This is a genomic window from Salmonella sp. SAL04196, assembly GCF_046550835.1.
Lineage (GTDB): Bacteria > Pseudomonadota > Gammaproteobacteria > Enterobacterales > Enterobacteriaceae > Salmonella > Salmonella enterica.
This window is the reverse complement of record NZ_JBGDXE010000003.1, coordinates 174,139-193,313: the sequence shown is the minus strand read 5'-3', so window position 1 is coordinate 193,313 and position 19,175 is coordinate 174,139. Positions and strand designations below refer to the sequence as shown.

The window sequence follows — 19,175 nt, the reverse complement described above, 5'->3', positions numbered from 1 at the left end:
GCGGCTGCGATGCCCTCAGAGCCGAAACAAGGTAATGGTATTGCGATACAGCGTATCGGCTATCACCTCTGCGGGCTCCGGACGTAATTCGCAGAGCGCATCAAATACTCGCGCCGCCTGCTCCGGGCGATTCGGCTGCCCCTGAAACCCCTTTAGCGGCATATCCGGCGCATCGGTCTCCAGCAACAGCGCGTCCAGCGGCAACCGCGCCATAACATCACGGGTTTTACTGGCGCGCGGGTAGGTGATGGTGCCGCCGACGCCGATTTTATAGCCCAGTCGCACAAAGCGTTCGGCCTGTTGCAGACTGCCGGCAAAACCATGCACCACACCGGTTCGCGGCAGATCCTGGCGCTTTAAGTGCATCGCCAGTTTGTCATGCGTACGCCGCGAGTGCAGGATCACCGGCAGATCGTAGCGTTTTGCCAGTTGCAGCTGCGCGTCTAAAAATCGCTCTTGCCTGGTGAACTGCGGATCGTCGCGATAAAGATCGAGACCGATCTCGCCTACCGCCACGACGTTCTGTTGTTGCGCCAGCGCTTGTTGCAGCTTATCAGGATCGTCATCGGCATGACGCTCAATCACAATGGGGTGCAATCCCAGCGCAGCATAAAGCGACGGGAAACGCGCCGCCAGCGCCAGCACGCGGGGAAAGTGCGCCGCCTCGGTCGCCGGCACGATGATTTTTTCAACTCCCGCCTCACAGGCACGCTGAATACTGGCGCGCTCATCGCCCGTAAAGGGCGGGAAATCAAAATGGCAGTGTGTATCAATAAAGCGCCAGCTCACGCCAGATCCTCGTCGGTAAATGTGGTGTCGTTTGCCTGCGGCGCGCTAATGACCTCCGCCACATGCGTATCATTGGCCACCGGCGCCGGAGGCACGACCACCGTTTCCGGCACGGCAATCCGCGACGTATGGCGCAAGAGAGGCGGCGTTGCGGCGAGCAATTTACCAACGGTGGCAAGGAAATAACGCCCGCATAATTGCCCGGTTTTGTAATCCTCACGCAGCGCCAGGATACGGCTGCCCAGCGCCATGCTGTGCAGCGGTTTCGGCGGATAAATTTCAATGATCCGCAGCTTACCCGGCGGCTTTTCAATAAATTGTTGGATCGCGCTGTAGGACGTTTCATGATGCTGCACCAGGTTGACCAACGGCTGTAGACTGCTCTCCCCCAGCCAGCGCTCCATACGCTTAAACCACTGCGGCGTGTAATACATTTGCGAGGGTACGGTGCGGATCACCACAATGGTTTTCGCCCCCCGCTTTGCCGCCTCCTGAACCGGAATGGCGTCGCTAATGCCACCGTCCAGATAGTTGATGCCCTCTAACGTAACGCCGGTACGGTAGAAACCCGGTATGGCGCTGGAGGCGCGAATGATATCAAGCCAGTTTTGTTTTGTCGGCGAAAAATAGCCCGGCGTGTAATCATCCCCCCGGCAGGCGCACATATAAAAGGATTTTCCGCTGTCGAACAGGCGCGCTGCGGTATCCATCTGCAGCGGCATTCGGGCGGCGGTGGATTCCACCAGCCAGTCGAGGTCAATAAGGTTTCCTCCGCGTACAAATCGCAGCGGATCAAAAAATTCGCGCCTGGTGGTATAGCGCATAATGACTTTACGCCCGTAGCCGGGCTGGTTGCAGAGATACGCCGAGAGATTTTGCGCACCGGCTGATGTGCCGAAGTAGAGATGGAAAGGATTAAACTGCGCGCGCATAAACTCATCCAGCACGCCTGCGGTAAAGATGCCCCGCTGCCCGCCACCCTCGCAGACCAGCGCCATACGGCCTGGCCGGAACGGTGTTAATGATAACGGCGCAATATTGCCGAGCGTAACCGGTATTCGCTGGCCCACCTCTGCCTTCCTGTTTTTCATTTTTTTCCAGGCTGACAAGGTAACGCAAAACGTTAACGGCTAAAACCGTAAAAGCCAGTCCGCTGGACTGGCTTGATAGCAATATATCTTTACAGCTGCCTGCTAGGGTCGTTTACGGCCCATGAACAGGCTGACCAGGAAGAGCACGATCCCGACGACGAAGACGATTTTCGCCGCGCCGGCAGCCGTACCAGCCAGTCCACCAAAACCCAATGCGGCGGCAATTAACGCGATAACCAGAAATATAATGCCCCAACGAAACATAAGCCTCTCCTTTACCATAGTTAATGTCGACCGCTAAATATGAGCGCTCAGGCTACTCATTCGCGATATTTTTAGTGTGGTGCACATTACGCCTCCCGACAAACGTCGGGAGGACGAATTACGACGAATTACTGAACTTTCAGATCGTTTTTAACACTTTTTACGCCATCAACGGCTTTCGCGATGCTTTCAGCGCGGTCGCTTTGTTCCTGAGTTTCAACGGTACCGGAGAGCTGTACGACGCCATCGGTCGTTTCCACTTTTACTTTACGGGAAGGGACGAGATCGTCCGCCAGCAACTTGGCTTTGACTTCACTGGTCGTGGCCGTATCACCGGCATAACCTTTCACGGAACCTTCTTTATTGTCGCGAACGTGAAGTTTGTCGCTAACGGAGGTCACGCCTTCTACGCCTTTCGCCACTTTCACGGCGGCTTCAGCCTGCGCCTGACTTTCTACAAAGCCGCTCAGGGTGACGACTTTCTGATTGGTTTCGACAGAAATATCGGTGCTTTTAATATTGTCATGGTCTACCAGCGCAGCTTTTACTTTCGCAGTGATGGCGCTGTCATCCATGAAGTTACCGACTTTATTCATAGAGCTATCGACTTTTTGCCCTGCGGTTTCGGTTCCGCTTTGCGCCTTGTCCGTTGTTGCGTTTTCTGCAAAGGCAGAACCTGTCGCAACGGCAGAGGTCAACATTACGGCCAGCAGAGTTTTAGAAATCTTCAGTCTTGTCATAGTCATCGATTTTGTCCTGTATAGTTTGCTCGTAATTTGAGCTCAGGCAACACGAGGTTGCATTGCTGAATGCGGTGAAACTCACCGGTTTCTGAAGTCAATGACTGGCATCACATTCGTGAATTTGTAACGACGCGTCGCCTGCCACCCTTCCGTTTCAGTTATTAATATCGTGACTGAAACAAATCTCAGCTTTAAGCTCTCATATTCACGCATTGAACAGGCATTAAAGCCGACATTTATGTCATCACTTTGTTAAATATAGATCACAATTTTAAAATCGCTTGTCGGTGCGTATAAAAAACAGGCAGATCGGAGAAAAAACGCGGGATTTAAGAACATTCCGTAAGCGGTTAAAAAGGCAGGGAAAGTACGAAGGCGCGGCGGATGCCGCGCCCGGAAAGGGATCAGTGTTCGCGCGTTTTACGGAACTGAACGTCAGGGTAACGTTCCTGGGTCAGGTTCAGGTTAACCATCGTGGGGGCGATATAGGTGAGGTTGTCGCCGCCATCCAGCGCCAGCTGCGTTTCATTCTTACGCTTAAACTCTTCGAATTTCTTCGCATCGGCGCTTTCCACCCAGCGCGCCGTCGCCACGTTGACGGATTCATAAATCGCCTCAACGTTGTATTCGCTTTTCAGGCGCGCGACAACAACGTCAAACTGCAAAACACCCACGGCGCCGACAATCAGATCGTTGTTGGAGATGGGACGGAATACCTGAACCGCCCCCTCTTCAGAAAGCTGCACCAGCCCTTTCAGTAGCTGCTTCTGCTTGAGCGGATCTTTCAGGCGAATACGACGGAACAGTTCCGGCGCAAAGTTCGGGATACCGGTAAACTTCATCATCTCGCCCTGAGTGAAGGTATCGCCGATCTGAATGGTGCCGTGGTTATGCAGACCCAAAATATCGCCCGGGTACGCTTCTTCAACGTGCGAACGGTCGCCCGCCATAAAAGTTAACGCGTCGGAAATCACCACATCTTTGCCGGTACGGACCTGGCGTAGCTTCATGCCCTTCTCATACTTACCGGAAACCACGCGCATAAACGCCACGCGGTCGCGGTGTTTCGGGTCCATATTGGCCTGAATTTTAAAGACAAAACCGGTGAATTTCTCTTCCGAGGCTTCCACTGTGCGGGTATCGGTTTGACGCGGCATCGGCGCGGGCGCCCACGCCACTAAACCATCCAGCATATGGTCAACGCCAAAGTTACCCAGCGCGGTACCGAAAAATACCGGGGTAATTTCCCCTGCCAGGAACAGCTCTTCATCAAACTCGTTAGACGCGCCCTGCACCAGTTCCAGCTCGTCGCGCAGCTGCTGCGCCAGGTCTTCACCCACGGCGGCGTCCAGATCCGGGTTATTCAGCCCTTTAACGATGCGCACTTCCTGAATGGTGTGGCCCTTACCGGTCTGATACAGATAAGTTTCATCTTTATAAAGGTGATAAACGCCCTTAAACAGCTTGCCGCAGCCAATCGGCCAGGTGATCGGCGCGCAGCCGATTTTCAGCTCGTTCTCGACTTCATCCAGCAGCTCCATCGGGTCGCGGATATCACGGTCGAGTTTGTTCATAAAGGTCAGGATTGGCGTATCACGCAGACGGGTAACTTCCATCAGCTTACGAGTCCTGTCCTCAACGCCTTTTGCGGCGTCGATCACCATCAGACAGCAGTCCACCGCCGTCAGGGTACGGTAGGTATCTTCGGAGAAGTCTTCGTGCCCCGGGGTGTCCAGCAGGTTCACCAGACAGTCGTGATACGGGAACTGCATCACCGAGGTGGTGATAGAGATACCACGCTGTTTTTCCATCTCCATCCAGTCAGATTTTGCATGTTGGCTGGAGCCACGGCCTTTTACCGTACCGGCAGTCTGAATCGCCTGTCCGAACAGCAACACTTTTTCGGTAATGGTGGTTTTACCGGCGTCCGGGTGAGAAATAATGGCAAAAGTGCGGCGTTTGGCCACCTCTTGCAAATAAGGAGACAACGTCATAGTCAAATCTTCTTGAGTAAGCGCGGCGTTTGACCACGCATGTTGAATACGAAAAATGCGGCTATTTTACCCATCAACCTGGGGGAGGCAATCAGTGTTTACACAGGAGCTGCTCCAGTTCGCTTAATGACGCCACAGTCCAGGTTGGATGAATACCCGCGGGCTGCTCGCGATGATGCGCGTTAAGCCAGCAGGTCGACAGCCCGGCGTTAATGCCGCCAAGAATATCGGATTCCGCGGTATCGCCAACCATTAATACGCGCGAGCGGTCAGGATTCCCCGCCTGCTCCAGGGCGTAGTTAAAGATTTTCGGATCGGGCTTCGCGACGCCAACCTGCTCGGAAATCACCAGCAGATCGAAATACTCGCGCAGCCCGGTGCGCTCCAGACGAGTTTGTTGTAGCGCGGTAAAACCGTTAGTAATAATACCGATTTTAGCCTGCCCGCGAATCGCATTAAGTAGCGAAACGGCGCCCGGCAAAGGAGAACAGATCTCCGCCATCGCACTAATAAAAGCGTCATTCAGCAGCCCCGGCGCAACGTTTAGCCGTTCAGCCCAACTTTGAAAACGCGCGTGCTGCAATTGTAATGAGGTAATCGCGCCGTTCTGATAATCCACCCATAGCGGCTTATTCACGGCCTGGTAATCCTGGAAATCCTCAGCGGTAAAGGTGACGCTATAGTCAAGGAACATCCGCTGTAAGCCGGTGAAAGAATCAAACGTAAACAGCGTTTCATCGGCATCAAAGAAAATCCAGTCCCACTTCATCATTACACCTTGCCTCTGTTATTACATGCTTATCGGTAACGCCATGATGATGGCGTCCTCATGCCCTTGTGCCGTGGGATAGTAATTGCGGCGAATCGTCGCCTCGTTAAACCCCAGACTTTCATACAGCGCGATGGCGGCAGCGTTAGAGGCGCGTACCTCCAGCCATAGCGTTACAACACCGCGCTTTTCCAGCTCATCAATCAGATGCTCAAGCAGCATACGCCCCAGCCCCCGACGCTGAAAATCCGGATCGACGGCAATATTGAACAGCGTCGCTTCGTCCAGCACCACCTGTGTAATGGCAAACGCGGCCATTCTGTCATCAGCGGTCAGCTTAAGGTTGAGATACCGTTCGCCCTGGTTGCCGAAAAACGTTTTTTCGCTCCACGGAAACGCATGAGCGCGTTGCTCAATCTGCCAGGCTGCGGGGAGATCGGTCGTGCTGAGGATAGAAATCGTGTTCATGTTCGCAGATTTGTTGCCATAGTGCGGCGCGTGCCGCCGGGTTTGCCCGGAGTTCATTAAACGCCGGCGTCGTGACCTGAGCGCCTTCGAGTTGGAGCGGCGCGTCAGTTCCTAACCGCCAGCTATTACAACGGCTGCCCTGCGGCAGCATGGCGACGCGCTCAGGCGCCAGGGATAAAACCTGATCGGGACTCACGGTCAACGCGCGTAAAATATCGCGCATTAGCGGCTCGTTCAGCGCGGGTAATTCCTCTGCAACCACGATCAGACGAACGTGCGCGGGAAGGGAAATCGCAATCTCGCCCTGTAGCGCGCCAGGACGTCGCAGCGCCCACTGCGTAATACCCAGTTGCTGTAACTGCCAGTCTCGTCGGGATGTCATAGCGAAACGCTCCTGTAATCAGGGGCGCAAATATAGCAAATCTGTCGAATCTCCGCCATCAAACTACTATAATCGCCGCCAGTCTGAATTAAGGAGCATTCCATGTCTGCTTTTACCCCGGCAAGTGAAGTCTTGCTGCGCCACAGTGATGATTTCGAACAAAGCCGTATTCTTTTTGCCGGAGATTTGCAGGATGACCTGCCCGCGCGCTTTGAATGCGCCGCCAGCCGCGCGTATACGCAACAGTTTCACCACTGGCAGGCGTTAAGCCGCCAGATGGGCGATAACGTCCGTTTTAGCCTGGTCGCGCAAGCCAGCGATGTCGCTGACTGCGATACGCTGATCTACTACTGGCCGAAAAATAAACCCGAAGCGCAGTTCCAGTTGATGAATATTTTGTCGCTGATGCCGGTGGGCAGCGATGTTTTCGTCGTGGGGGAAAACCGCAGCGGCGTGCGTAGCGCCGAACCGATGCTGGCGGACTATGCGCCGCTGAACAAAGTAGATAGCGCGCGACGTTGCGGCCTTTACCATGGTCGTCTGGAAAAGCAGCCGCAGTTTAGTCTTGAATCCTGGTGGGCCGAGTACAACATCGACGGGCTGACTATCAAAACGTTGCCGGGCGTATTCAGCCGCGACGGACTGGATGTCGGTAGCCAACTGCTGCTGTCTACGCTGACGCCGCACACCAAAGGTAAAGTGCTGGATGTCGGCTGCGGCGCTGGCGTGCTTTCCGCCGCGCTGGCCAGCCATTCGCCGAAAGTGCGCCTGACGCTGTGTGACGTCAGCGCTCCGGCGGTGGAAGCCAGCCGCGCCACGCTTGCCGCTAATGGCCTTGAAGGCGAGGTATTCGCCAGCAACGTCTTTTCGGAAGTCAAAGGACGTTTTGACATGATCATCTCCAACCCGCCGTTCCACGACGGAATGCAAACCAGCCTCGATGCGGCGCAAACGCTCATTCGCGGCGCAGTGCGCCATCTGAACAGCGGCGGAGAGTTACGCATCGTGGCGAACGCCTTTCTGCCCTATCCTAAAATTCTGGATGAGACTTTTGGCTTCCATGAAGTCATCGCGCAAACCGGGCGCTTTAAGGTTTATCGTACCGTGATGACCCGTCAGGCGAAGAAATAGTTGGCCTGATAAGCGCAGCGCCATCTGGTTGCATGTGCCGGATGGCGACGCCAGGCGTCTTATCCAACCTACGTCTCGCGCCCATTTTTGCAGCAATCAATCTATCCCATGCAATTAACTATTGACGAATAGCTGAAAACCACTAGAATGCGCCTCCGTGGTAGTGATTCTTTTCAAGAATCGATGGTATGCGAAGGTGGCGGAATTGGTAGACGCGCTAGCTTCAGGTGTTAGTGTCCTTACGGACGTGGGGGTTCAAGTCCCCCCCCTCGCACCAAAACCACGTTGATATTGCTCGCACTGGGCGAAGGTGGCGGAATTGGTAGACGCGCTAGCTTCAGGTGTTAGTGTTCTTACGGACGTGGGGGTTCAAGTCCCCCCCCTCGCACCAACGAGGCGATATCAAAAAGTAAGATAACTGTGCGAAGGTGGCGGAATTGGTAGACGCGCTAGCTTCAGGTGTTAGTGTCCTTACGGACGTGGGGGTTCAAGTCCCCCCCCTCGCACCAATTATCTTATCTTTCCTTTGTCTCTTCATTTTCATCCCTGATTCCAGTTCATCATTGCCAACATCATGCCGCCAATAAGCGCTATACACGATGGCAGCAGTACAAAATGCCGTAATTGTTTGTGATACAACATCAGCGCAGACAGTAGCAATCCTGATACAATCAACAGCTTCAGCGCATAAGCTGACAGGCCGATAAACGCCAGTCCAACGATAATCACTCCAGGCAATAATACGCCCCATCCGCTGCCTAACGTTCGCTGCAACATGGTTTCACCTCTGGAATTGATAATGATAACCAATATCATATGATATATTTTCTCATTTGTCAGCCAGGGAGGAAGCTAAAGAGATGAATTTTACTTAACGGTTGATGACACGTATTCAGTAAGGTGATAAATTGTCCGACTGTTAACGTAAAAACAACAACACCTCGCTTTAGGCGACCTTTTCTCATACGTTATTTTCATGTTGGCGCCCGATTCCGTGTATATCACCGATAAATAACGACAATTACCCATGACAACACCATCCTGGCGGTCGCTTCGTATTAAGAAGTATCAGTTTTCTTTACGTCTTTTCTTGTTTCTCAACGCCGTGTCGGCGCTATTTACTCTCGTTTTCCCCCTTTATCAGATCAATGTATTTTGCACGCCAATGATCGGGATAGTGGTCCTGAGCGTATTACTGTTGATATGGCATGGGAAATATGGGCAAAAAAGAATTAATCTCCCCTTTATCTCCCTACTCTTTGGGGGAATATGGGCGGCGCATATTGCGCTAAAGTATCCGGCGTTAGGCCATTATGATTTCTCTTTTTTACTGATTTCCCTGCTTAGCGTTCTGTTTATCGGCTCGATAGCCTTTGCCGCGAATATCGTCGCGTTTACGCTCTATTCGCTACCGCCAGTCGTAGTCTGCCTGTGGCTGAACGGTAATGAACAAGGTTTGCGAATTCTCTATTTGCTGGTCCTGCCAATGGTGGGAATCGCTATTCAACATGTTATCCAGAAACGCTACGATAATTTTGCCCAACAGCTCATGTTTAAGCTGCTGGCCGAGCGGGAAACCCTCAATGGCCTGAGTATGCTTGATCCATTAACCGGCTTATATAACCGCCGTGGCCTGCAAAATCGGCTGGATACGTTACAGGCGCCGGGCAGCCATGAACACTACGTCCTGCTATTGGATATCGATCATTTCAAAGCGTACAACGATCACTACGGTCATATGATGGGCGATCAGGCGTTAATTCGCGTCTCAGCGGCAATTCGGGACGCCGTGCGATCGCGCGATGTCGTCTGCCGTTTTGGCGGGGAAGAATTTCTGGTGTTGCTAACCACCGCAGAACCACAGCAAGCCCGCGCTACCGCAGAACGTATCCGACAGGAAGTATACGATCTTAAAATCCCGCATATGTTTAACGAAAGCGTCGCCACCAATGTCACTGTCAGTATCGGCATTGCGCCCCTGACGGATCGCAATATCGGAGACGCTATCGAAAAAGCGGATAAAGCGCTCTACGAAGCCAAGCATCTTGGACGTAACCACATTCTGGTCAGCGACGACATGCGCGCCCTATGAATCCTGCTGGCGTAATCGTGCTACGCCAACAGCGTTAACCATAAACCGCTTGCCATCGTTTATCGCTATAGCTAGGATTGTCAATCATTATCATTTAGATTAACATCATTAAACTGCGCTATGGCCTACCGTTCCGCACCGATTGCTGACGATATTATCTGGCGAGCCGCTCCCCAGCCGGAAGACGCCTCGCTGGCGGACGCAGTACGCGAGACGATCGCCTCTACCCGTGAGCACCTGTTGGACTTTATTCGGCTGGATGAAACGCCGCCGCCAACGGCGATGACTCTTGCCCAGTGGACGCGCCCCGCGACGTTTCGTTCATTGCTGGCCGCCTATTCCGATCACATCTATCGACACACGCCAGGCCTGCCACGTGAAAATAAGCCGTTAATCTCCCTGTGGGCGCAATGGTATATCGGGCTGATGGCGCCGCCGCTGATGCTGGCATTACTGACGCAAGCGCGCGCTATCAATGTCTCCGCAGAACATATTCACGTTGAATTTCATGAAACCGGGCGCGCCGCGTGTTTCTGGCTTGATGTGCATCAGGATAACCTGACAACGGGGCGTTCTCCGGAAGAACGAATGGAAACGCTGGTAGTCTCCGCACTACAGCCGGTCATTCAGGCGCTGGAGGCGACTGGCGACATCAACGCGAAACTTATCTGGAGCAATACCGGTTATTTAATCAACTGGTATCTGACTGAGATGAAACCGCTGCTTGGCGAAGCCCTGCTGGCAACGCTACGCCAGCGCTGTTTTTTTGAAAAGCAGCTATCCGACGGTCAGGATAACCCGCTGTGGCGGACCGTCGTAATGCGCGACGGTCTTCTGGTACGCAGAACCTGCTGTCAACGTTACCGCTTACCTGATGTACAGCAGTGCGGCGACTGCACGCTAAAGTAAACCGCTTTACGCTACCTTCAGTTATCGTCACGGCTTACTGCTGCTGGCTGTCACATTATTATATTTACAGCGGCGCTCTCCGTATGCCAAATTACGTTTTGCCATTTTTGGGTCTACCGTGGCTATTGGTAAGGTCTCAGGAGAGAAGAATGAGTCTGCAATCTGTACGGCAATTTCTGGCCGATCATGCTCCCGATATTGAAATTATCGAATTAAATCAAAGTACAGCGACTGTCGAACTGGCAGCCAAAGCGCACAACGTAGAGCCAGGGCAGATAGCTAAAACGCTCTCGCTTAAAGTAAAAGACACTATTATCCTGGTGGTCGCTAAAGGCGATGCCCGCCTGGATAATAAGAAGCTTAAAAGCACTTTCGGCGCAAAAGCCCGTATGTTGAGCAGCGATGAAGTGGTCAATGCAACCGGACATCCTGTCGGCGGCGTATGTCCCTTTGGGCTGGAGCACCCGCTGCCCGTTTATTGCGACATCTCTCTGAAGGGGTATAACGAAGTATTGCCTGCCGCAGGCGCCACGCACAGCGCAGTACGCATCGCGCCGGAAAGAATGGCTGAACTGACATCGGCGACCTGGGTAGACGTGTGCCAATAACGTGCCTGACCCCCGGATTCCCCGAACAAGCACGGCGCATCCGGCGCGGGCTATACCCGATGCTGGAGCGCGGTAGCATCTCCGGCGCGCAGATATAACAGAATATCCGCCGCATCGAGTAACCCGGCATCAGAACTCACGCCCAGCTTGGACATCACATTAAACTTATGCGCCCGGATAGTCTTAATGTTACGTTCTAACTGGACGGCAATTTGCGGCATTGAGTAGCCGTTCGACATAAAACGCAGAATCTCCCGCTCGGTTGGACTAAGCATACAATTCTGGTGAAGTTCCCAAAGATTATCTGTACGCTCCGTTGTCCGCCGGGCGCTATTAAGCGATGTAAATAAGGCATCCTGTAAAACATCCAACGGCGACGCTTTGCTGATGACCCCATCCAGCGGCAGCGGGGATAGCGCGCTGATTAAGCGGGCTTCAGCATCATCATCTGCAATCACCAGACGCCGCATATGGGGATAATTTATCGCCAGTTCCGTCAGGCTGGATAATCCTGTCCGGCGTTCAGTTCTTAACGCAGAAAGAGAAAAAATAACGGCAGAAAACGGCGTCTTTAGCGCAGCCTTATAAAACGCGGATGGTTTTGAAAAAATATGAAGCGTATGTCGGCAATCCGGCATTGCATCAAATAGCCCTTTAATACCAATGGTGCTCATCACGCATTTTTCTACGAGCGCAACATTTCTCTTGCTGATTCTGTTTTCCATTCCATGGTTTCTCCATATACCGAAGGTAGGTTCAATTCTCTGGCTCCCTGAGAACTGTTTATCCATGCATACATCTCTGCATTACTGTGTATTGATAAGCGTCGCATGGCGCTATTTTTTTGGGCGCTAATTGTTTTATTACTTTTTTTAAGTAATGCCGCAATTTGGTTAATGCCCCACCCTTTTCCTAAAAGGCGTAATACTTTTCGTTCAGACAGCGTAAGGACAATCGGCCTGTCGTGGGACTGCTGAATTTCAGACGGTACCTGAGGCGATAATAACGTTTTGCTTATTCTTTCTGAACGAGCGTTTCCCGCATGGATAACGCTAATAAGATTCTCGATTGGCTCTTCGTCTGAAAGCAAGGTGCTGACGGGGCCCATCAGGAGATCAACCGCATGTGGATAGCTGGATTTAGGAACCAGAAATACCCAATGTATGTCGCGATATTGCGAGAGTAAGCTATAAAAATATTCGCAGATAGCACGGGGAGAGGCATTGTTAACTGCTAAATCAGCAATAACTAAATTACTTCGACGTAGTTGTAGCAGCGTTAGCTCTTCTATCGTACGGCAATACGCCAGTTTATAATCGGGGAAATTACCTGTTATAGCCCCTTTAAGGCCTTCCTGTATAAGGGGGGTTTTACTGATAATAAGTCCATTTTTGCAGCATCCTGGCAGCATAATTCCTCCGCACCCACGCCGCCCCTTTTCATTGTCCCATTAATAAAAATACTATTAACAATGAGCGCAAAGAAATATAAGCCGAGTGGATTAATTATCCTTGTTTTATTTTTAAAAATATAACATTGATTGCGCTACAATCCACATAGCACAAAAACATGAAATCACTATCGCATAGTTACTCATAAAACCAGAAGCAAGACAATTAAATTAACTAAATTTGCACATTAGTAATTCTAACGAAACTCATCATATTAATAAATTTAAAATATGAGTTCGTCCTTCATTCATATTGCTGAATCCTGAAATAAAAGCCCAACAATACTGACTGTCACCCATAAAATCCATGTAATATCTGCAAATTACACTAAGTCACGCCTATTTTTACACCTGCTGCTCACGCCATTGTTGTAAAACGATTAATGCATATCGTTGATAAAATTCACCACGTAATTGATTCAAAAATGAACGGCCAGGCTGGCATAATGTCTCTATTCTGGAAACGGACATACGAGAACCGTCGCCCATAAGGATATCCTGCCTGTGACGAAGCGCACGTCTCAGGAAACTTATGCGTTGCGCCTGGCGGTTGACGTTTTTATCAACAAGAAATTGATCTTAACCAACGCCACCATGCCTGCGCTTCGTGTTAAAAAGAAAGCCTCTGTCATAGTGGCGGCGCATAGAATGTCTTTTCGGACAGGACGAGTCATGCAAGAAGAGCAATCAATTCAACGAGCAGTAACACGGTTATGTATTCAATGCGGGCTGTTTTTATTGCAGCACGGGGCGGAAAGCGCACTGGTTGATGAGCTTTCCACCCGCCTCGGTTTGGCGCTCGGTATGGATAGCGTCGAAAGCGCGATCTCCTCTAACGCCATTGTCCTGACGACCATTAAAGACGGACAATGTCTGACATCGACACGTAAAAACCAGGATCGCGGCATTAATATGCACGTCGTCACAGAGGTTCAGCATATCGTTATCCTCGCGGAACATCGTCTGCTGGATTACAAAGGCGTGGAAAAACGCTTTAGCCAGCTCCGCCCGCTGCGTTATCCGCGCTGGCTGGTGGCGTTTATGGTCGGTCTTTCCTGCTCCTGCTTTTGTAAGTTGAATAATGGCGGCTGGGATGGCGCGGTTATCACCTTTTTCGCCAGTATGATAGCCATGTATATTCGCCAGATGCTGGCGCAGCGGCATTTACATCCGCAGATCAATTTTTGCATTACCGCCTTTGTCGCTACCACGATTTCCGGGCTGATGCTCACCCTTCCGGCCTTTAGCCAGACGCCCACTATCGCCATGGCGGCAAGCGTACTGCTACTGGTGCCGGGCTTTCCGCTGATTAATTCCGTCGCAGATATGTTTAAAGGACATATTAATACCGGGCTGGCGCGCTGGGCTATCGCCAGCCTGTTGACACTGGCCACCTGTGTGGGCGTAGTGATGTCAATGACAGTATGGGGGCTACGAGGATGGGTATAATCGACTTTTTACTGGCGCTAATGCAGGACATGATCTTGTCTGCGATCCCCGCCGTCGGGTTTGCGATGGTCTTTAATGTTCCCCACCGGGCACTTCCGTGGTGCGCGCTACTGGGGGCGCTGGGTCATGGCTCGCGTATGCTGATGATGAGCGCTGGCTTTAATATCGAATGGTCGACGTTTATGGCTTCGCTGCTGGTCGGCAGTATTGGTATTCAGTGGTCACGCTGGTATCTCGCTCACCCTAAAGTGTTTACCGTCGCGGCCGTGATCCCGATGTTTCCGGGGATTTCCGCCTATACCGCGATGATTTCCGCAGTAAAAATTAGCCATCTGGGCTATAGCGAACCAATGATGATTACGCTGCTAACCAATTTTCTGAAAGCCTCTTCCATTGTTGGCGCGCTCTCAATTGGCCTCTCTGTACCGGGATTATGGCTGTACCGCAAACGCCCCCGCGTGTGATCGGTGGAACGCCTCCTGCTGTTCTTACAGGTCTGTGTGGTACTATAAAAACAGTCGCCCTTCTCGGTTGTTGTTCCATATTGAGAAACATTATGTCTTCCAGAATTTTAACGTCGGACGTCATCGGTATTGACGTCCTTTTACACGATCATCATGCTGTGCTGGCGAAGTCAACGGGCGGCGCAGTGGCGGTATTCGCTAATAATGCGCCTGCCTTTTATGCCGTGACGCCTGCACGCATGGCTGAACTGCTGGCGCTTGAAGAAAAGTTATCACGTCCGGGAAGCGATGTGGCGTTAGACGCGCAATTTTACGAAGAACCCGAAGCCGCCCCCGTTGCGATTCCCTGCGGAAAATTCGCCATGTATTCAGCCTGGCAACCGGATGCGGATTTTCAGCGTCAGGCTGCCCTTTGGGGCGTGGCGCTTCGGGAGCCGGTCACCGCAGAAGAGCTGGCGGCGTTTATCGCCTACTGGCAGGCGGAAGGTAAGGTTTTTCACCATATCCAGTGGCAGCAAAAGCTGGCGCGCAGCGTGCAAATCAGCCGTTCCAGCAATGGCGGAATGCCGCAGCGCGACATCAATAGCGTCAGCGAACCTGACAATCATATTCCACCAGGTTTTAGGGGGTAACGATGAAAAATGTTGGCGACCTGATGCAGCGTCTACAAAAAATGATGCCTGCGCATATTACACCGGCGTTTAAAACGGGCGAAGAACTGCTGGCGTGGCAGAAAGAGCAAGGCGAGATCCGGGCGGCGGCGCTGGCGCGGGAAAATCGGGCGATGAAAATGCAGCGCACCTTTAACCGTTCCGGCATTCGACCGCTGCATCAAAACTGCTCGTTTGATAACTATCGGGTTGAGTGCGACGGACAAATGAACGCGTTAAGTAAAGCCCGACAATACGTTGATGAATTTGACGGCAATATCGCCAGCTTTGTCTTTTCCGGCAAGCCGGGAACCGGTAAAAATCATCTCGCCGCGGCTATTTGTAATGAGCTGCTGCTGCGCGGAAAGTCGGTACTGATTATCACCGTAGCGGATATTATGTCAGCGATGAAAGACACGTTCAGCAATCGGGAAACCAGCGAAGAGCAGTTGCTTAACGATCTGAGTAACGTTGATCTGCTGGTGATCGACGAGATCGGCGTGCAGACCGAATCCCGCTATGAAAAAGTGATCATCAATCAAATTGTCGATCGTCGTTCCTCGTCAAAACGTCCCACCGGCATGTTGACGAACAGCAATATGGAAGAGATGACGAAAATGCTTGGCGAACGCGTCATGGACCGTATGCGCCTCGGCAACAGTTTATGGGTTAATTTTACCTGGGACAGTTACCGCAGCCGGGTGACGGGTAAAGAGTATTAAATTGCAACGTGCGCCAGGGCGATACGACGTCTGGCTGGCATAACACAGGTGATTACCATGAATACAGCGAAATATGTTCTGTGCTGCGCGGCGATCGCCAGCGTACTGATTTCCACCAGCGGTATCGCCGCCTCCTGGCAGGATTCGCTTTCCAGCGCCGCCAGTCAGTTAAGCGCTCAGGGCGCGAACTCACAGCAGGGCGGGATGTCGCTTTCGGCGCTAACCGGTCTGCTCAGCAACGGCGCCCAGTCGCTCAGCGCCGATAATATGAATAATGCCGCCGGTATTTTGCAGTACTGCGCCAAACAGAAACTGGCGTCCGCCACCAATGTGGAAAACGTTAAAAATCAGATTCTGAACAAGTTGGGGTTGGATACTACACAGCAGGAGCAGGACACTAACTACCTGAACGGCCTGCAAGGGTTGCTCAAGACAAAGGACGGCCAGCAGTTGAACCTCAATAATATCGGCAGTACGCCGCTGGCGGAAAAGGTGAAAACCAAAGCTTGCGATCTGGTGTTGCAGCAAGGGCTGAATTTCCTTTCCTGACTGCGTTTTTCTGACCGTGCGCCACGCCGGGACGTCCTGATAAAAGCCGTGTTTTGGCCCTTTACCCGCCAGCACGGCATTAACCCGACTTTTCCTTTCGTCTTTTCCTGTTATTAACCGCTATGTCAGGAAGTGATGCCGATCAAAAAAACAACTTTCTAAACTCATTCTAAATAATAGCGCCGTGTAAAGTCATTAGAATTGCAGCAATGTGACATCGCTATTACATTGTTAGAAATTTTTTCCTGCCAGCGATAAGCCTGGTTTATTGAGGATCGTCAGTTGTCCGAGTTGCTCTCTGTCGCTCTGTTTCTCGCCTCTGTGCTGATATATGCCTGGAAGGCGGGCCGTAACACCTGGTGGTTTGCCGCCACTCTCACGGTGCTGGGACTTTTTGTCATTCTGAATATTACCCTGTATGCCAGCGACTATTTTACCGGCGACGGGATCAACGACGCAGTGCTTTATACGCTCACGAATAGTCTGACGGGAGCGGGAGTCGGCAAATATATTCTGCCGGGAATCGGCATTGCCCTGGCGTTAGTGGCGGTATTCGGCGCGCTGGGATGGGTACTACGCCGCCGCCGTCACCATCCGCATCATGTCGGTTACAGCCTGCTGGCGTTACTGCTGGCGTTGGGTTCGGTCGACGCCAGCCCGGCGTTTCGCCAGATTACCGAACTGGTAAAATCACAAATGCGCGATGGCGATCCGGATTTTGCCGTTTATTATAAAGAACCAGCAAAAACCATTCCTCATCCGAAGCTCAATCTGGTCTATATCTACGGCGAGAGCCTGGAACGGACCTATTTTGATAATGACGCGTTCCCCAATCTCACGCCAGAGTTGGGCGCGCTGAAAAATGAGGGGCTGGATTTCAGCCATACCATGCAACTGCCGGGAACGGATTACACCATCGCCGGGATGGTGGCCTCCCAGTGTGGTATTCCGCTCTTTGCGCCGTTTGAGGGCAATGCCTCAGCGTCGGTTTCCAGCTTCTTCCCGCAGAATATCTGCCTCGGCGATATTCTGAAAAACTCCGGCTACCAGAACTATTTCGTGCAGGGCGCTAACCTGCGTTTTGCCGGGAAAGACGTGTTCCTGAAATCACACGGATTTGATCATCTGTACGGCGCTGAAGAGCTGAAAACGGTGGTGGCAGACCCGTCTTATCGTAACGACTGGGGCTTCTACGACGATACGGTGCTTGATGAGGCATGGAAGAAATTTGAAGCGCTTTCCCGCTCAGGCCAGCGGTTTTCGCTGTTTACGCTGACCGTAGATACTCACCACCCGGACGGGTTTATCTCACGCACCTGCAACCGTAAACGCTACGATTACGACGGCAAACCCAACCAGTCCTTTAGCGCCGTAAGTTGCAGCCAGGAAAACATCGCCGAGTTTATCAACAAAATCAAAGCGTCACCGTGGTTTAAAGATACCGTTATCGTCGTCTCTTCCGACCATCTGGCGATGAATAATACGGCCTGGAAGTACCTGAATAAGCAAGATCGCAACAATCTGTTTTTCATTCTGCGCGGCGATAAACCGCAGCAGGAGACGCTGGCGGTCAAACGCAACACAATGGACAACGGCGCAACGGTGCTGGATATTCTCGGCGGCGATAATTTTATCGGTCTGGGACGTAGCAGCCTTTCCGGGCAGTCGCTGTCGGAAGTGTTCCTGAATGTAAAAGAGAAAGTGCTGGCGATAAAGCCGGATATTATTCGCCTGTGGAATTTTCCAAAAGAGATAAAAGCGTTCACTATCGATCGGGACAAAAACATGATCGCGTTTTCCGGCAGCCACTTCCGCCTGCCGTTACTACTGCGTGTATCGGATAAGCGTGTTGAACCGTTACCGGAAAGTGAATACTCCGCTCCGCTACGGTTCCAGTTGGCCGACTTCGCCCCGCGCGATAATTTCGTTTGGATCGATCGCTGCTACAAAATGGCGCAGCTATGGGCGCCGGCGCTGGCGCTCTCCACCGACTGGTGCGTCTCGCAGGGGCAGCTTGGCGGGCAGCAAACCGTACAGCATGTCGATAAAGCGCAGTGGCAGGGTAAGACGACGTTTAAAGACACGATGATCGATATGGAACGCTACAAAGGCAACGTCGATACTTTAAAGATTGTCGATAACGATATTCGTTATAAAGCCGATAGCTTTATCTTTAACGTGGCGGGCGCGCCGGAGGAGGTGAAGCAGTTTAGCGGCATTTCCCGGCCGGAGTCCTGGGGGCGCTGGTCAAATGCGCAGTTGGGCGATGAGGTTAAAATCGAATATAAAGCGCCGCTGCCGAAAAAGTTTGATCTGGTGATCACCGCCAAAGCCTTCGGCGACAACGCGAATCGGCCGATTCCGGTACGCGTAGGCAACGAAGAACAGACGCTGGTGCTGGGTCACGATGTGTCCACTATCACACTGCATTTCAACAACCCGACGGACGCGAATACCTTAGTCATTGCGCCGCCCACTCCCGTCTCCACCAACGAAGGTAATATTTTGGGCCATTCGCCGCGCAAATTGGGGATTGGCATGGTGGAGATCAAAGTGGTGAATGTTGAGGGTTAAAAGAGAATGTCGTATATGCCGGGTGGCGGCTGCGCCTTACCCGGCCTACACATCATCTTTATCAATAAACTGGCGCG

21 protein-coding genes and 3 tRNA genes are annotated in these 19,175 nt (G+C 52.1%); 13 read left to right on the top strand and 11 right to left on the bottom strand.

The genetic code is table 11. From position 1 onward, the window contains the following. Window positions 1-15 precede the first annotated feature (15 nt). From ACLJPE_RS13735 to ACLJPE_RS13700, 8 genes are all read right to left on the bottom strand, one after another. Entirely contained in the window at window positions 16-789 is a 774-nt protein-coding gene (locus ACLJPE_RS13735) for a metal-dependent hydrolase (RefSeq protein WP_000119014.1), read from the bottom strand. Then, a complete protein-coding gene (locus ACLJPE_RS13730; RefSeq protein WP_039513662.1) occupies window positions 786-1,859 on the bottom strand; it encodes a patatin family protein in 1,074 nt (357 codons plus the stop codon). The genes ACLJPE_RS13735 and ACLJPE_RS13730 overlap by 4 nt, the downstream gene beginning before the upstream one ends. Before the next feature lie 123 nt (window positions 1,860-1,982). After that, window positions 1,983-2,144 (bottom strand): DUF1328 domain-containing protein, encoded by a 162-nt coding sequence (locus ACLJPE_RS13725; protein ID WP_000490276.1) that lies wholly within the window; start codon window positions 2,142-2,144, stop codon window positions 1,983-1,985. A 128-nt stretch (window positions 2,145-2,272) separates the two neighbouring features. Beyond that, window positions 2,273-2,890, bottom strand: a complete 618-nt coding sequence (gene osmY / locus ACLJPE_RS13720; protein WP_000178963.1) for a molecular chaperone OsmY — start codon at window positions 2,888-2,890, stop codon at window positions 2,273-2,275. Between the two features lie 401 nt (window positions 2,891-3,291). Next, a complete protein-coding gene (prfC, locus tag ACLJPE_RS13715; protein WP_000175965.1) occupies window positions 3,292-4,881 on the bottom strand; it encodes a peptide chain release factor 3 in 1,590 nt (529 codons plus the stop codon). 91 nt (window positions 4,882-4,972) lie between these two features. Beyond that, window positions 4,973-5,650: a pyrimidine 5'-nucleotidase gene (gene yjjG / locus ACLJPE_RS13710; RefSeq protein ID WP_000870686.1), complete on the bottom strand. Its 678-nt coding sequence runs from the start codon at window positions 5,648-5,650 to the stop codon at window positions 4,973-4,975. A 21-nt stretch (window positions 5,651-5,671) separates the two neighbouring features. Next, entirely contained in the window at window positions 5,672-6,118 is a 447-nt protein-coding gene (rimI, locus tag ACLJPE_RS13705; protein ID WP_001092435.1) for a ribosomal protein S18-alanine N-acetyltransferase, read from the bottom strand. Further along, the gene (locus ACLJPE_RS13700; protein WP_000204003.1) at window positions 6,063-6,500 is read right to left on the bottom strand and encodes a DNA polymerase III subunit psi; all 438 of its coding nucleotides are present in this window, start codon (window positions 6,498-6,500) and stop codon (window positions 6,063-6,065) included. The genes rimI and ACLJPE_RS13700 overlap by 56 nt, the downstream gene beginning before the upstream one ends. Window positions 6,501-6,602: 102 nt before the next feature. Here ACLJPE_RS13700 and rsmC point away from each other — a divergent pair, with 102 nt between their 5' ends. The 4 genes from rsmC (at window position 6,603) to ACLJPE_RS13680 (ending at window position 8,140) form a co-directional block, all read left to right on the top strand. Beyond that, the gene (rsmC, locus tag ACLJPE_RS13695; RefSeq protein WP_001272293.1) at window positions 6,603-7,631 is read left to right on the top strand and encodes a 16S rRNA (guanine(1207)-N(2))-methyltransferase RsmC; all 1,029 of its coding nucleotides are present in this window, start codon (window positions 6,603-6,605) and stop codon (window positions 7,629-7,631) included. A gap of 190 nt (window positions 7,632-7,821) precedes the next feature. Next, window positions 7,822-7,908, top strand: a tRNA-Leu gene (locus tag ACLJPE_RS13690). A gap of 27 nt (window positions 7,909-7,935) precedes the next feature. After that, window positions 7,936-8,022: transfer RNA gene (locus ACLJPE_RS13685), tRNA-Leu, on the top strand. 31 nt (window positions 8,023-8,053) lie between these two features. Next, window positions 8,054-8,140: transfer RNA gene (locus ACLJPE_RS13680), tRNA-Leu, on the top strand. A 31-nt stretch (window positions 8,141-8,171) separates the two neighbouring features. Here ACLJPE_RS13680 and ACLJPE_RS13675 read toward each other — a convergent pair. Next, window positions 8,172-8,408 (bottom strand): DUF1435 domain-containing protein, encoded by a 237-nt coding sequence (locus ACLJPE_RS13675; RefSeq protein WP_000941878.1) that lies wholly within the window; start codon window positions 8,406-8,408, stop codon window positions 8,172-8,174. 250 nt (window positions 8,409-8,658) lie between these two features. Between ACLJPE_RS13675 and ACLJPE_RS13670 the strand changes: the two genes are divergently transcribed. From ACLJPE_RS13670 to ACLJPE_RS13660, 3 genes are all read left to right on the top strand, one after another. After that, window positions 8,659-9,723: a GGDEF domain-containing protein gene (locus ACLJPE_RS13670; protein WP_039513665.1), complete on the top strand. Its 1,065-nt coding sequence runs from the start codon at window positions 8,659-8,661 to the stop codon at window positions 9,721-9,723. Between the two features lie 120 nt (window positions 9,724-9,843). Beyond that, entirely contained in the window at window positions 9,844-10,632 is a 789-nt protein-coding gene (gene fhuF, locus ACLJPE_RS13665) for a siderophore-iron reductase FhuF (protein WP_001632064.1), read from the top strand. A 149-nt stretch (window positions 10,633-10,781) separates the two neighbouring features. Next, complete coding sequence (locus tag ACLJPE_RS13660; protein ID WP_000058269.1) at window positions 10,782-11,240, top strand: YbaK/EbsC family protein; 459 nt, start codon at window positions 10,782-10,784, stop codon at window positions 11,238-11,240. A gap of 50 nt (window positions 11,241-11,290) precedes the next feature. Here ACLJPE_RS13660 and bglJ read toward each other — a convergent pair whose 3' ends face one another. Continuing rightward, entirely contained in the window at window positions 11,291-11,965 is a 675-nt protein-coding gene (bglJ, locus tag ACLJPE_RS13655) for a DNA-binding transcriptional activator BglJ (RefSeq protein WP_000431546.1), read from the bottom strand. Next, on the bottom strand, window positions 11,926-12,651 hold the full coding sequence (locus tag ACLJPE_RS13650; protein ID WP_000936659.1) for a response regulator transcription factor: 726 nt from the start codon (window positions 12,649-12,651) through the stop codon (window positions 11,926-11,928). The genes bglJ and ACLJPE_RS13650 overlap by 40 nt, the downstream gene beginning before the upstream one ends. A 711-nt stretch (window positions 12,652-13,362) precedes the next feature. Between ACLJPE_RS13650 and ACLJPE_RS13645 the strand changes: the two genes are divergently transcribed. The 6 genes from ACLJPE_RS13645 to opgB all read left to right on the top strand — a co-directional run bounded on the left by ACLJPE_RS13645 (window position 13,363) and on the right by opgB (window position 19,098). Then, window positions 13,363-14,139, top strand: a complete 777-nt coding sequence (locus ACLJPE_RS13645; protein ID WP_001674846.1) for a threonine/serine exporter ThrE family protein — start codon at window positions 13,363-13,365, stop codon at window positions 14,137-14,139. Further along, entirely contained in the window at window positions 14,130-14,603 is a 474-nt protein-coding gene (locus tag ACLJPE_RS13640; RefSeq protein WP_000511329.1) for a threonine/serine exporter, read from the top strand. Before ACLJPE_RS13645 ends, ACLJPE_RS13640 begins: the two co-directional genes overlap by 10 nt. Window positions 14,604-14,695: 92 nt before the next feature. Further along, on the top strand, window positions 14,696-15,235 hold the full coding sequence (gene dnaT, locus ACLJPE_RS13635) for a primosomal protein DnaT (protein WP_000098579.1): 540 nt from the start codon (window positions 14,696-14,698) through the stop codon (window positions 15,233-15,235). 2 nt (window positions 15,236-15,237) lie between these two features. Then, window positions 15,238-15,975 (top strand): DNA replication protein DnaC, encoded by a 738-nt coding sequence (gene dnaC, locus ACLJPE_RS13630; protein WP_000799924.1) that lies wholly within the window; start codon window positions 15,238-15,240, stop codon window positions 15,973-15,975. 57 nt (window positions 15,976-16,032) lie between these two features. Next, window positions 16,033-16,524 (top strand): DUF2501 domain-containing protein, encoded by a 492-nt coding sequence (locus tag ACLJPE_RS13625; RefSeq protein WP_001090327.1) that lies wholly within the window; start codon window positions 16,033-16,035, stop codon window positions 16,522-16,524. 282 nt (window positions 16,525-16,806) lie between these two features. After that, entirely contained in the window at window positions 16,807-19,098 is a 2,292-nt protein-coding gene (opgB, locus tag ACLJPE_RS13620; protein ID WP_023233300.1) for a phosphatidylglycerol--membrane-oligosaccharide glycerophosphotransferase, read from the top strand. Window positions 19,099-19,175 lie beyond the last annotated feature (77 nt).